The organism is Streptococcus oralis subsp. oralis, assembly GCF_002096455.1.
Classification (GTDB): Bacteria; Bacillota; Bacilli; order Lactobacillales; family Streptococcaceae; genus Streptococcus; species Streptococcus oralis_CY.
The window spans coordinates 1-12,291 of the sequence record NZ_NCUL01000004.1 but is presented as its reverse complement, the minus strand read 5'-3'; the positions used below and the strand labels follow the sequence as shown (position 1 = coordinate 12,291).

Genomic DNA, 12,291 nt, shown 5'->3' with positions numbered 1-12,291 from the left:
AGGAATCAACTATGTTAACTTCGATGATTCTAGGAATACTAACAATTGTACTAGCTCTCGCCTTCTCATTGCTTCACCTTGCTGCTGCTTTTTCAGCCATGAAACAAAAGAACTACAGTCTGGGAAACACGTGCATCTTGGTCGGCAGTTGCCTCACTTCTCTGGCTCTAGCCATCTTTTACTTCGTCCCACTTGCAACCATTCTTCTATGGATTGTGGGTTCAAGTATCGTCTGCTATGGTGCCTACTGGAACGGCCAACAGAAAGAAAAGCAAAATATCTCGCACCACATCGTTCGTATAACGAGCGCTATTGTCATTACGGTATTATTCATTTTGCTCTAATACAAAAAAGGATCATCTGATCCTTTTTTTCTTTTTAAGCACTCTTTGCGGCCTTGCTCCACTGATACCACCCAACTAGACTATTGATCAGGTAAATCAGGTATTTTCCTTGGATTTGCAAGCTTTCTCCCCACCAGAGATAGATTGAAAAGACATTGGTAGCTGCCCAGAATATCCATTGCTCACGGTAAACAGCTGTCATGAGAATTTGCCCAACCCCATTGGTTGCATCGGTGATAGAATCACGATAGGGACGATTAGCTCCTACAGACTGATAAATAAACCCAAAGGCTAACCACCAAAGAACACTAATAGAAAGATACTTTGTCCAACCCTTGCCGTCTAGTTTACGTGCGACAAACTCTTGTTGTTCTTTCTTAAACTGGGCTTGATAAATCCAAACCAAGAGTCCAAGTGGCTGCATAATTGTAAAATAGAGAGTTGTTAAAACCTCACCATAGAAGCCTTTTTGAAGGGAAAGCCCCAGATAAATGATGGAATTAATCAAACCAAATAGGTAGTTACTAGCACGACCTTCAGCTTCTCAAAGAGCAGAAAAAAGGTTAGTAAGGCTTGAGAGATGAATCATTTTAAAGGCAAACAATTCCAACAAGACGTCATCATTGTCGCTGTTGGTTATTACCTACGTTACAATCTGAGCTATCGTGAAGTTCAGGAATTGCTTTATGACCGTGAAATAAATGTTTGTCACACTACGATTTATCGGTGGGTTCAAGAATACAGTAAAATCCTCTATCATCTCTGGAAAAAGAAAAATAAACAGTCCTTCTATTCGTGGAAAATGGATGAAACCTATATCAAAATTAAGGGGCGTTGGCATTATCTCTATCGAGCGATTGATGCGGACGGTTTAACATTGGATATCTGGTTACGAAAGAAACGTCGAGCAGACGATAACAGCTATAAGTTAGAAGATACCGCCTATCAAGAAGATAAAGCACGCAAAGCAGAAACCGAAGATAAGCTAGCTATTGAAGCAATGAAAAGCAAGTACACCACGCTATTGCTAGAAAATATGTTGCTAAGTCCGTTTGAAATGCAAGATACAAAAATCATGGCAGGATTGCAAGTCCATGTTTACCCCCTCTATGACGAACTGAAAGAATTAAGAGGGCTAAATAGTGTTAAAGACCACTTGTCTTATGTCGCCAGCAGACGTGAAGAATATTCTAAACATAATATCGCACGCTACCTCAAAAAAGCCATTGAACAATATCTACCAACGGTTAAAAGGCAGGACTTAAACCATGAGTGAAGACTTAAAAACGATCAAAGAGCTGGCGGATGAGTTGAGTGTTACAAAACAAAATATTCAATATCACTACCAAAGGTTACCAAAAGAATTACAGCTTAAAAGTTCCAATGGGTCTAATCTAATAAATTCTAAAGCAGAAAAAATAATTTTAGGTAAAGTAGTAGCAAATCAAATACCAAAGACCAACAAATAGAAAAACTAACTAATTTGTTAGACCAGTAACAACGATTAGTCTTGCAAGATAAAAAGTTGCTAGAAGAATACAAGGCGGAAAATGATAACTTAAAAGCCCTCAAAATGCCCTCACAGGAAACAGAATTCAAACACTTAGACAATCAATATAAAGATGAAGTGAACGCTCTTAAAGAGAAGTTGGAAAATTTACAGGAACAAATCAAAGATCAAAAAAGGATAGAAGAACAAGAAAAATCAATAAAATGGTGGGGACTATGACGAAAATAGATGATTCAGTTAAAAAGAAAGTTCCAGAATTGCGATTTAAAGGATTCACGGATGAATGGGAACAGCGTAAGTTGGGAGACGAAGTTCGAATAGTGATGGGACAGTCTCCTAATTCAGAAAATTATACTGATGATCCTAATGGACGCTAAAAATGCGAAGACCTATGAAGACCTATTTTGTATTAGTCAAACAAAAGATCCAAAAGAAATGGTATATGATTATGACCATGAAACAAAGTAAAATCAAACCGAGTGATCTGAGGAAGCATCCGATGATCATGAAACGTTATTAAACACAAAAGTCACCCATGTGAGTTCTTGCCAGAAGCTGAAGTTAATCCTTCAACCTGGAAAACCCGCAGAGGTGACTTTTTTCTATACATCTCGATTTTTCTGGCAATAATCATTAACCGATAAATATGTCTGTGAATCACCCAGCGACTCCGCTATGTCCATAATCCTCGGTGGTAGTAATCCCACTCGCTGGACAAGTTCGTGATTGCTGAACAATTCCCGTGGACTGCCGGCGAAGCCAAACTTCCCGTGTTCCATAACATACACCGACTCAAACTCGGCGGCGACCCAATCCATGTCATGGGTGATGGTCACAACTTGGTGGCCCGAATCAGCCAACTGATGGAAAATTGCGGTCAACTTGCGCCGGCTTTCCCAATCAAGCGACATCATCGGCTCATCAAATAAATAAATCGCCGGATCCACTGCCAAAACTGTGGCAACGCTCAACAGCTTGCGTTCCGACAATGACAGGTCATATGGACTTTCAGCTCTTTTATCATCCAAGCCAACTCTTTTTAGAGCTGCTAAAGCCCGCCTCGTAATCGTGTCGTGGTCATCCATGACCTGCGCGACATTCCACTCCACCTCTCGTTGAACGGTCGGGTTGAAAAGCTGATCGTCAGGATTCTGAAAAGTAATCCCAACCTTCAGTAACTTTTCGACTGGTTTAAGATCATTAAAATTTTCTCCATCGATCTTAATCACACCGGTTTGTGGTGTCAGCAAACCCGTCAACAATTTGAAGAGCGTTGATTTGCCGGCACCATTTTGGCCGACAATCGCCACCATCGGATCGGCGAAGTGTTTGTCTTCAACATCCAAGCTAAAGGACCGTTCCGGATAAGTGAACGTCAGGTGGCTCAGTTCAATTGTGGACATAACGAACCTCCTTCAGATCAGCGTAATTCACCGGATACCGGCCATCAGCCAAGTGCCAATCCATTTTTTGAGCAAGTTGCTGGATTGTCGGGGCTGGAATCTGCCAGTCAGCTGCCAAATGATTAAACACCTCACCCGGCCTGCCCTGGGCTACCATTTGACCCTCGTGCAGCACCCACACAACGTCGGCGACTTCGCACAAATCGTCAATTTCACTGGTGACAATGAAGACAGTCGTCTCTTTGACTTGGGCCAGCCATTGGAAAAATTGCCGGCGGCCAAGGGGATCCATCTCACTGGTCGGATCATCCATAATCAAAACAGCCGGATTAGCCACAATCGCCGTGGCAATTGCCAACCGCTGGATCTGACCACCGGAAAGGCTCTCGGGACGCAAATTCAGCTGTTCAATCAGCCCCATTTGCGTGGCAACTTCTTCAACCCGTTTTTGAATCAGTCCTTCAGTCATTCCCTGATTAATCAAGTCAAAGGCGATTTCATCGGCAACCGTGTCTGCCAACCCGCTTAGTTGGCCAGCTGGATTTTGCAGTACAACTCCATTCATGGCATTATAAACGGGCCAATTGTCAGACACTCGCTGGCCAAACATGTGCCAATCGCCCTCAATCTCAGCAGACATAATTTTGGGAATGACCCCTGCCAGCACACGGCACAAAGTCGATTTGCCGGAGTGGCTATTCCCGATAATCCCAACCACCTGGCCGGTATGAACCTCCGCGTTAATCTGACGCAGTTGTGGTTGCTCAGTACCCGGATAACGGGTGGTCAAATTTTCAATTACAATCCGTTTATCTTCGTCCATATCTTCCACCCAATCAATAAAATTGCCAATCCAGTCAGACCAATGTGCAGCGTCCGCGACAGGCGATACACGCGCTGGGAGGTTCTGACAGTCCGGTTGAGATTATCAAAACCTCTCAGTTGGAGAGAAATCGACCGCGTCATCGATTGATCCAAGGTCTTAATCACCAATGGAATTAGAACCGGCAGGACTGACTTTAATTTCTGAATCAACGTTTTTTGCGGATTGGTTCCGCGAACTTTTTGTGCCTGCTGGATTTTCCGCATATTGCGCATCATTTCCGGCAAAATATAACACACCGACATCAGAACGTAGACGGTTTTATAAGACAATCCGGACAGTTCCAAATAGGCCGCGTTTTCTGAAATACTCGTGGTCACCATAAAAAAGCCACTGGTCAAAATAATCACCAATACTCGACAACCCAGAGTGGTGGCGTAAATCAGGCCTTCTTTGTAGAACGACACCCCAAGCACAGAAAACAGCACAGTTTGATTCCGACTGTAAAATAACCCTTGGATGATCAGCATGGTGCAAATCAGAAACAGGCTGAATCCCAGCGCCTTAAAGGTGGTAGAACTCAATTTGGAAAATAACAATAGCAGTGTTGCGACAAGAATTAATCCGGCCTGAAGCAATAAATTCATACTGGCAAAGCTCAACAACGTCATGTCCAAGATGAACAAGAGCTTAGTAATCGGATCGATCACCTGGTACCACTTGAGCTTGACCCGTGGCGCTCCAGAAATCAATGTTTTATCAGTCATCATTTATCATCGCTAAAGAAGTGCACCATCCGCTTCGGCAGCTGACGATAGATGAAGAATGCCAGGTAGGCCACGCAGACTTTATCCAAAATATCCAAGACAAACTCATCGGTAAATGAGGCCAGCCACACTGGTGCATGATTGGCGACCATTACCGCAAACAATGAGTCACCCCAAGCGATACCGGTCTGACCACCCCAAAAGATGACGTTGAGTGGCGTTGAAATGACAGCTGAAACGATGGCAATAATAATAGCAGAAACAAATACTCTTCGCGCTGACGAGAACCACCCATTGGCGTGCAAAACTCCGACAGCAATCCCAATTCCGATGCTGGTAATCGCATACACGGTTGAAATTGGCGATAAGGTCAGCCCATAGATCACGTTGTTGATGAAACCACTAATGGCACCGGCAACCGGCCCAGCCAACATGCTGGTAAGAAAGGTTCCCAAAGACCCCAGCCAAACGGGCAACTTTAACCCCTCCGCCAAGGCTTTGGCAACATAGTTAATCCCCACGGCAGCGGGAATCAAAGTCATAGTGGCAGCACTTAACTTAAATTTCCAAATACTGGTACGATGAATCGGTTCTGTTTTCATAATCTTCTCCTTTTGTTTTTAAAGAGCCGTGTCTGGATAGACTTTCGGACGCAACGCTCTATTATATATCTACTGAACTGTCTATACACAAGATTTCCATCCTTAGTCGACATGAGCTGGAAATCTCTATTTGTTAAGTAGTTCACAACACATTATACACCTATTTTGTGAATAGTCAAGTGTATTTACAGTAAAAATCTAGAAAATCCTGAAAATTTCCTCTTATACTCTTCGAAAATCAAATTCAAACTACGTCAGCGTCGCCTTACCGTACTCAAGTACAGCCTGCGGCTAGCTTCCTAGTTTGCTCTTTGATTTTCATTGAGTATTATTTTCCATTTTAAATGACATTTAGTAACTCTAATACCAAAAAAGCCCAGACGACATTGTCTGAGCATTTTTCTATATAGTCGTTTAAGCAAGTTGAAGTTGAATTTGACATTTTCAAACTATTTCTTCAACAAACCTTGTTCTTGTAAAAACTCCTTGGCTACTTGTTCTGCTGACTTGCCTTCGACACCAACTTGGTAGTTGAGCTGGCTCATCTGACTTTCCGTAATTTTACCAGCCAATTTATTGAGAACTGTCTCCAACTCAGGATGTTTCTTGAGAAGAGCTTCTTTCATGAGTGGCGCTCCTTGATAAGGTGGGAAGAGTTGCTTGTCATCTTCCAAGACCTGTAAATCATAACGTGCCAACTCTGCATCTGTCGAATAGGCATCCGTGATTTGAATATCGCCTGACTGAATTGCCTGATAGCGAAGAGCAGGCTCCATGGTCGCTACGTTGAGATTGAGACCATACATTGATTGCAAGCCCTTATTTCCATCTTCACGGTCATTAAATTCGAGAGTAAAGCCTGCCTTCAACTGTCCTTCCACTTTTTTCAAGTCCGAAATGGTCTTCAAGCCATATTCTTGAGCAATTTTTTTCGGAACAGCTACAGCGTAGGTATTTTGATAAGACATAGGTTTGAGATAGGCTAGATGATCCTGTTTGGCAATACCATCACGCGCCACCTGATAAACCTGATCCGGCTCATGACCTACCTTGGGTGATGGCTGAAGCAAACTTTCAGTCACTGTACCAGTAAATTCAGGATAGATATCAATATCCCCTTTTTTCAGAGCTTCATAGAGGAAGCTTGTTTTCCCAAAATTCGGCTTAACAGTCGCAGTCATACTGGTATTTTCTTCAATCAGCAACTTATACATATTGGCCAAAATTTCGGGTTCCGGTCCCAATTTCCCAGCAATCACCAAGTTTTCTTTCTCTTTTTGAACTAAGAGGGCTGGACTATAAGACAGACCCAGCAATATGGTCACCAAGGCAAAACCAGAGAAAATCGTCCGCAATTTTGCTTTTTCCATCACTTTTAGTAGGAAGTTAAAGGCAATGGCAAGCACTGCAGAAGAAAGGGCCCCAATCAAAATCAGACTGGTATTATTGCGGTCAATTCCCAAAAGGATAAAGGAACCCAGTCCCCCTGCACCAATCAAGGCAGCCAAGGTTGCCGTACCGATAATCAAGACCGCTGCCGTCCGAATCCCAGACATAATGACAGGCATGGCAAGTGGAATTTCAAACTTCTTGAGACGCTCCCATCTAGTCATCCCAAAGGCAATTCCAGCCTCTTGCAGACTTGGATCAATTCCCTTTAGCCCAGTGATGGTATTTTGCAAAATCGGAAAAATCGCATAAATCACTAGTGCTGTCAAAGCAGGCAAGGTTCCAATTCCCATCAAGGGGATAAAGAGTCCCAATAAGGCCAGAGACGGGATAGTCTGGAAAATTCCTGCAATCTGCAAGACCCAGTCCGCCATCTTTTCATGATAACGAAGATAAACAGCCAAGGGAATAGCAATAAAAATAGCTAGTAACAAGGTCAAAAGTGACAACTGCAAATGTTGAGATAGAGCTGTTACCCAATCACCAAAACGATCCTGAAAAGTTGATATCAAATTAGTCATGAACACTACCTCCAAACAAGTCTGCTACAAAGTCTGTTGCAGGAGCTTTTAAAATGGTCTCAGGGTTCGCCACCTGACGAATCTCTCCATCCTGCAAGACAGCAATACGATCACCTAATTTCAAAGCTTCATCCGTATCATGGGTCACAAAAATCGTTGTCATCCCAAACTCTTTATGCAATTCTTTCGTCAAAACCTGCAACTGTTTTCTCGAAATAGCATCCAAGGCTGAAAAGGGCTCATCCATGAGGAGAATCTTAGGCTGACCAATCATGGCACGGACAATGCCCACCCGCTGCTGTTCTCCACCAGATAGTTCACTAGGAAGACGATTCCCATACTCAGCTACTGGTAAACCAACCTTAGCTAAAAGCTCTTCTGTTTTCTGAGCAATTTCTTCCTTAGTCCAGCCCTTCATCTCCGGAATGAGAGCAATATTTTCTGCAACCGTTAAATTGGGAAACAGAGCAATGGCCTGTAAAACATAACCAGTAGAAAGACGAAGTTCACGCTCATCATAGTCTTTGATGCGCTTGCCATCCATATAAATATTTCCATCAGTTGGTTCCAAAAGACGGTTAATCATCTTGATCATGGTTGTCTTACCAGATCCAGATGGACCAACTAAAACCATGAACTCCCCATTCTCAATCCGTAAATTGACATCTCTCAAAACATCTTTTTCTGTGTAGCGTAGCGCTACATTTTTGTATTCAATCATTCTTTGTCCTCAATTTAAAATTTTCCTCGGTTTGTCAAGTTACCAAACTTTTAATAACTAATTTACCCCATTCTAAACCTCATTTTCCTGCTCTTTCAGATTAGCCAAAATTCTTTCTTGAAAACCTTCAAACTGACGAATTTCTTCCTCTGAAAATCCTTTGTAACAGATAGTATCCAATCTCTGACTGACACGTTGCCCAACTTCTTTCTGGGACTTGCCCAACTCTGTTAAAACTAAATACTTCTTACGCTTATCTTCTCCACACGGACTGACAGTTATAAGATTTTGCTCCTCTAACTTTTTTATCATAGTCGTCAACGTATTATTAGCAAGCCCAGTCGCAAGCGCAATATCTGTCGCAGTTGCACAGCCCGTCTTACTATTCCATAAAACCGCTAAAATCTTTCCCTGCTCACTCCGATAAAGAGAGTCAGGGTCTTGTCTCAGTAACTTTTGAAAAAGCCGCCCATTCAACAAACGAATATGATGGGCTACCAAATGACAATATTTCATGAAACCTCCAATTTATTTCTATATCGATACGAATAAAAAACATTATAATACTTATTATTCCAATTGTCAACTATTTCGATTTAGAACTAATTTTTCTCAGTAAAAAATCTCCTACTCAAGGTAGAAGATTTCAATCTTATAAACTTAATCCGTCATGTCTGATACCAAGGTTCGACGCTCCAATGGAATACTGCACATAACTAACAAGAAAATGAAACCTGACTGAATCCAGAAAAGGGCCAAGTCAAAGATTCCATGCACAGCAACCACTGTAAGGAAAGATAGATAAAGACCGATAATTGGACGTTTCCCCGACTCCTGACTCATATCCATCATCAAACGAACAGGAGCAACAGAAGACAAAGCTAATAAAATGGTTCCCACAATTCCGTAACTCAGAATCGTATCAATATAAAGGCTGTGAGCATGTTCATGATAAGGAGCATTTATCCGAGGATAAGAGTGCATATAGGTCAATGGCCCCTCCCCCCAAAAAGGATTTTGCTTAAACAAGGCCATCCCAGCATCCCAGATAGAAATGCGTTCTTCCATAGAGGAATCTAAAGTCCCCATCCGAACTCCCAAATCACTAGAAAAAAGGAAACTCAAGCCAATCGCAAAGACCCCGATACTAAGCCAAAAGGCCTTCCAGTTTTTAATGGTTGTAAAGAGATAAATGATGGCTCCAGCGATAATAGCAGGAAAGGCAGTTCGATTTTGAGTAAAGTTCAATCCAAAGAGATTAACAAAGCCTGCAATCACACAGAATACCTTCAACCAATTCAACTTGGTCGTTGTAAAGAGATAGAAGGCAATCATGATACAGAAACAACAAATAATTCCATAGTAATTAGGATTAAAAAAGGTCACTTCTGCCCGATTCTGATGCCATACCTGCATATTGGGCGAAAGAAAGGCATAGTTAAATTTCTTTACAATTTGGAAATGCTCCAAAGTAGCAAAAGCCGCAGAGAGCACACTACCAAACAAGATTGTCTGCAGTATCAGTCGAAAGAAAGCATGTGTCAGACGTTTCTGGTAGAAACTAAAGAAAATGAGGAAGAGAAACATCAGTAAAGATGCAACCAATCCAAGCCAGTTCTTAGCGACGATAGAGATGATACTACTGTAGGCAATAAAAAAGAGAAGTACAGGATGTTTGGCTAATCCTTTGATAATTCCCTTCATCTCCCCAGTAACAAGTAAACCTATCAAATATAAAGCAAAGAGGGCTAAGAACAAATAAAAAGGTAAAAAGATACTTATGATCATCAAATACAAAAAGAAATCTTTTTTCGAAAGCCCTCTTATCTTATCCAGTAATCCAATTGATTTCAAAACGGATCCTTTCTGTTCTGGATTTCTCCAGAAGATAAATGCTAAACTATCTTTATATTCTACCATTTTTTCCGTCATTTGGGAACAATGAACACGTTTTCACAACAAAAAAACTTTTACGGAAGTATCAAAGTATACTCTGTTATATTCAAAGACATTCCAGTCCAGTAGTTGCTAGAGAAAAAGAAGGAAACTTCTAAAAAAGGAAAAGCTATGGTAGAATATAATAAAGTTGAAAATAACTACTATTGAACGACAGTTAAAAAGGAAAATCAATGAAATCACACCAACTAGTCTACCAAATACTAACCAGAGAAAACGACTATGTCAGCGGAGAAAAAATTGGCGAAGAACTGAATCTAAGTCGGACATCCATATGGAAAGCAATCCAACGCCTCCAACAAGAAGGGCTCATGATCGACAGTATTAAAAATAGAGGTTACAAGCTTATCCAAGGCGATCTGATATTGCCTGGTTTGATTCAGGAGAAAACCAACTTAACCATTCGCTTCAAACCTGAGACCAAATCAACCCAAACAGATGCAAAAGAAGGGATTGAAGCTGGAAACAAAGGAAATACACTCTATCTTTCAACCTGTCAAACAGCAGGTCGTGGCCGCTTTCAGCGCCCCTACTATTCCCCATCTCAGGGTGGGATCTATATGTCTCTGCATATTCAACCCAAACTTCCCTATGAAAAACTTCCATCCTATACCCTCCTTGTTGCCGCAGCAGTCTACAAAGCAATTAAAAATCTAACTATGATAGAAGTCGATATTAAATGGGTAAATGACATCTACTTAAAAAATAAAAAGATAGCAGGTATCCTCACCGAAGCAATGACATCAGTTGAGACAGGCTTGGTTACAGATGTCATTATCGGACTTGGTATAAATTTTTCAATAGGAGACTTTCCAAAAGAACTAAAAGAAAAAGCAGGTAGCCTATTTATGCCACCTGCACCAATTAGTCGTAATGAGCTCATCAGCGAAATATGGAATTGTTTCTACAATACGGATTCAGATGAGCTACTTTATATCTATAAAGAAAGATCAATCGTTCTTGGAAAAGAAGTTACTTTCCAGCTAGACGGAAAATTTGAGAAAGGTCTTGCAAAAGAAATCTCAGAATCCGGCCAACTACAAGTCGAATTTGAAGATAAACATACTATCTGGCTAAATAGCGGAGAAATATCACTAACGAGTTGGTAATAAACAAATCCCCCTTTTAATGATTTAGAAGGGGGATTTACATACAAAAAAAGAGCCTAACAGCTCTCTTAACGTACGGAGAATGGGGGATTCGAACCCCCGCGCCGGTTACCCGACCTAACGATTTAGCAAACCGTCCTCTTCAGCCTCTTGAGTAATTCTCCTATTAATGGGCACGAGTGGACTCGAACCACCGACCTCACGCTTATCAGGCGTGCGCTCTAACCACCTGAGCTACGCGCCCAAGTTCAAAAACTTGGTATGAACTTTCGTTCAAAGCGGGTGACGAGAATCGAACTCGCGACAACAGCTTGGAAGGCTGTAGTTTTACCACTAAACTACACCCGCTTAATAAAATAAAATATGGCGCGAGACGGAATCGAACCGCCGACACATGGAGCTTCAATCCATTGCTCTACCAACTGAGCTACCGAGCCAAATTGCGGGAGCAGGATTTGAACCTACGACCTTCGGGTTATGAGCCCGACGAGCTACCGAGCTGCTCCATCCCGCGTTAATATAAAAAGGAGGATGTGGGATTCGAACCCACGCACGCTTTTACACGCCTGACGGTTTTCAAGACCGTTCCCTTCAGCCGGACTTGGGTAATCCTCCAATAAATAGTCCGTACGGGATTCGAACCCGTGTTACCGCCGTGAAAAGGCGGTGTCTTAACCCCTTGACCAACGGACCATATTTATAAATGGGCACGAGTGGACTCGAACCACCGACCTCACGCTTATCAGGCGTGCGCTCTAACCACCTGAGCTACGCGCCCAAGTTTAAAAAACTTGGTAATTGAACAAAGTTCAAAGCGGGTGACGAGAATCGAACTCGCGACAACAGCTTGGAAGGCTGTAGTTTTACCACTAAACTACACCCGCTAAAATGGGAGTTAACGGGATCGAACCGCTGACCCTCTGCTTGTAAGGCAGATGCTCTCCCAGCTGAGCTAAACTCCCAAAAAGGAAGTCTCTAAACTTCCTATTCTGCTAAGCGACTTCCATATCTCACAGGGGGCAACCCCCAACTACTTCCGGCGTTCTAGGGCTTAACTGCTGTGTTCGGCATGGGTACAGGTGTATC

13 protein-coding genes, 10 tRNA genes, 1 rRNA gene and 2 pseudogenes are annotated in these 12,291 nt (G+C 42.2%); 6 read left to right on the top strand and 20 right to left on the bottom strand.

Annotated features, from left to right (window positions below; genetic code table 11):
• Nucleotides 1-11: 11 nt before the first annotated feature.
• Nucleotides 12-344 carry a glucuronide permease gene (locus B7720_RS00895; RefSeq protein ID WP_084856064.1) on the top strand — a complete coding sequence of 111 codons (333 nt, stop codon included), beginning with the start codon at nucleotides 12-14 and terminating at the stop codon, nucleotides 342-344.
• A 34-nt stretch (nucleotides 345-378) separates the two neighbouring features.
• On the opposite strand, the pseudogene pnuC reads toward B7720_RS00895, so the two are convergent.
• Nucleotides 379-885, bottom strand: a pseudogene (gene pnuC / locus B7720_RS00890) (nicotinamide riboside transporter PnuC); the annotation flags it as partial.
• A 39-nt stretch (nucleotides 886-924) separates the two neighbouring features.
• Here pnuC and B7720_RS09830 point away from each other — a divergent pair.
• From B7720_RS09830 to B7720_RS09665, 4 genes and pseudogenes are all read left to right on the top strand, one after another.
• Nucleotides 925-1,620 (top strand): IS6 family transposase, encoded by a 696-nt coding sequence (locus B7720_RS09830; protein WP_084856062.1) that lies wholly within the window; start codon nucleotides 925-927, stop codon nucleotides 1,618-1,620.
• Nucleotides 1,613-1,842, top strand: a pseudogene (locus B7720_RS00880) (plasmid replication protein). The gene B7720_RS09830 and the pseudogene B7720_RS00880 overlap by 8 nt, the downstream one beginning before the upstream one ends.
• Before the next feature lie 12 nt (nucleotides 1,843-1,854).
• Entirely contained in the window at nucleotides 1,855-2,073 is a 219-nt protein-coding gene (locus B7720_RS00875) for a DNA-binding protein (RefSeq protein ID WP_084856059.1), read from the top strand.
• Entirely contained in the window at nucleotides 2,070-2,231 is a 162-nt protein-coding gene (locus B7720_RS09665; RefSeq protein ID WP_193432077.1) for a hypothetical protein, read from the top strand. The genes B7720_RS00875 and B7720_RS09665 overlap by 4 nt, the downstream gene beginning before the upstream one ends.
• Nucleotides 2,232-2,456: 225 nt before the next feature.
• Here B7720_RS09665 and B7720_RS00870 read toward each other — a convergent pair whose 3' ends face one another.
• The 8 genes from B7720_RS00870 to B7720_RS00830 all read right to left on the bottom strand — a co-directional run bounded on the left by B7720_RS00870 (nucleotide 2,457) and on the right by B7720_RS00830 (nucleotide 9,994).
• The gene (locus B7720_RS00870; RefSeq protein WP_084856057.1) at nucleotides 2,457-3,257 is read right to left on the bottom strand and encodes an energy-coupling factor ABC transporter ATP-binding protein; all 801 of its coding nucleotides are present in this window, start codon (nucleotides 3,255-3,257) and stop codon (nucleotides 2,457-2,459) included.
• On the bottom strand, nucleotides 3,244-4,080 hold the full coding sequence (locus B7720_RS00865; RefSeq protein ID WP_084856054.1) for an ABC transporter ATP-binding protein: 837 nt from the start codon (nucleotides 4,078-4,080) through the stop codon (nucleotides 3,244-3,246). The genes B7720_RS00870 and B7720_RS00865 overlap by 14 nt, the downstream gene beginning before the upstream one ends.
• Nucleotides 4,056-4,847 (bottom strand): energy-coupling factor transporter transmembrane component T, encoded by a 792-nt coding sequence (locus tag B7720_RS00860; RefSeq protein WP_000130448.1) that lies wholly within the window; start codon nucleotides 4,845-4,847, stop codon nucleotides 4,056-4,058. Before B7720_RS00860 ends, B7720_RS00865 begins: the two co-directional genes overlap by 25 nt.
• The gene (locus B7720_RS00855) at nucleotides 4,847-5,449 is read right to left on the bottom strand and encodes an ECF transporter S component (protein WP_084856051.1); all 603 of its coding nucleotides are present in this window, start codon (nucleotides 5,447-5,449) and stop codon (nucleotides 4,847-4,849) included. The genes B7720_RS00860 and B7720_RS00855 overlap by 1 nt, the downstream gene beginning before the upstream one ends.
• A 449-nt stretch (nucleotides 5,450-5,898) precedes the next feature.
• Complete coding sequence (locus B7720_RS00845; protein ID WP_084856049.1) at nucleotides 5,899-7,419, bottom strand: ABC transporter permease/substrate-binding protein; 1,521 nt, start codon at nucleotides 7,417-7,419, stop codon at nucleotides 5,899-5,901.
• Entirely contained in the window at nucleotides 7,412-8,140 is a 729-nt protein-coding gene (locus B7720_RS00840) for an ATP-binding cassette domain-containing protein (RefSeq protein WP_084856047.1), read from the bottom strand. The genes B7720_RS00845 and B7720_RS00840 overlap by 8 nt, the downstream gene beginning before the upstream one ends.
• A 72-nt stretch (nucleotides 8,141-8,212) precedes the next feature.
• Entirely contained in the window at nucleotides 8,213-8,656 is a 444-nt protein-coding gene (locus B7720_RS00835) for a MarR family winged helix-turn-helix transcriptional regulator (protein ID WP_000872571.1), read from the bottom strand.
• 144 nt (nucleotides 8,657-8,800) lie between these two features.
• Nucleotides 8,801-9,994 carry an O-antigen ligase family protein gene (locus B7720_RS00830; RefSeq protein ID WP_008289123.1) on the bottom strand — a complete coding sequence of 398 codons (1,194 nt, stop codon included), beginning with the start codon at nucleotides 9,992-9,994 and terminating at the stop codon, nucleotides 8,801-8,803.
• Between the two features lie 275 nt (nucleotides 9,995-10,269).
• On the opposite strand from B7720_RS00830, the gene birA reads away from it, so the two are divergent.
• Entirely contained in the window at nucleotides 10,270-11,205 is a 936-nt protein-coding gene (gene birA, locus B7720_RS00825) for a bifunctional biotin--[acetyl-CoA-carboxylase] ligase/biotin operon repressor BirA (RefSeq protein WP_000835311.1), read from the top strand.
• 76 nt (nucleotides 11,206-11,281) lie between these two features.
• Here birA and B7720_RS00820 read toward each other — a convergent pair.
• The 11 genes from B7720_RS00820 to rrf all read right to left on the bottom strand — a co-directional run.
• Nucleotides 11,282-11,369 (bottom strand) — tRNA-Ser (locus B7720_RS00820).
• 6 nt (nucleotides 11,370-11,375) lie between these two features.
• Nucleotides 11,376-11,449, bottom strand: a tRNA-Ile gene (locus tag B7720_RS00815).
• A gap of 33 nt (nucleotides 11,450-11,482) precedes the next feature.
• Nucleotides 11,483-11,553 (bottom strand) — tRNA-Gly (locus B7720_RS00810).
• 16 nt (nucleotides 11,554-11,569) lie between these two features.
• Nucleotides 11,570-11,642, bottom strand: a tRNA-Phe gene (locus tag B7720_RS00805).
• A 3-nt stretch (nucleotides 11,643-11,645) separates the two neighbouring features.
• Nucleotides 11,646-11,719, bottom strand: a tRNA-Met gene (locus tag B7720_RS00800).
• Between the two features lie 11 nt (nucleotides 11,720-11,730).
• Nucleotides 11,731-11,820: transfer RNA gene (locus B7720_RS00795), tRNA-Ser, on the bottom strand.
• A 6-nt stretch (nucleotides 11,821-11,826) separates the two neighbouring features.
• A tRNA-Glu gene (locus B7720_RS00790) sits at nucleotides 11,827-11,898 on the bottom strand.
• An 11-nt stretch (nucleotides 11,899-11,909) separates the two neighbouring features.
• Nucleotides 11,910-11,983 (bottom strand) — tRNA-Ile (locus B7720_RS00785).
• A 35-nt stretch (nucleotides 11,984-12,018) separates the two neighbouring features.
• Nucleotides 12,019-12,089: transfer RNA gene (locus B7720_RS00780), tRNA-Gly, on the bottom strand.
• Between the two features lie 5 nt (nucleotides 12,090-12,094).
• Nucleotides 12,095-12,167 (bottom strand) — tRNA-Val (locus B7720_RS00775).
• Nucleotides 12,168-12,196: 29 nt separating this feature from the next.
• Nucleotides 12,197-12,291: ribosomal RNA gene (gene rrf / locus B7720_RS00770) — 5S ribosomal RNA — on the bottom strand; the annotation flags it as partial.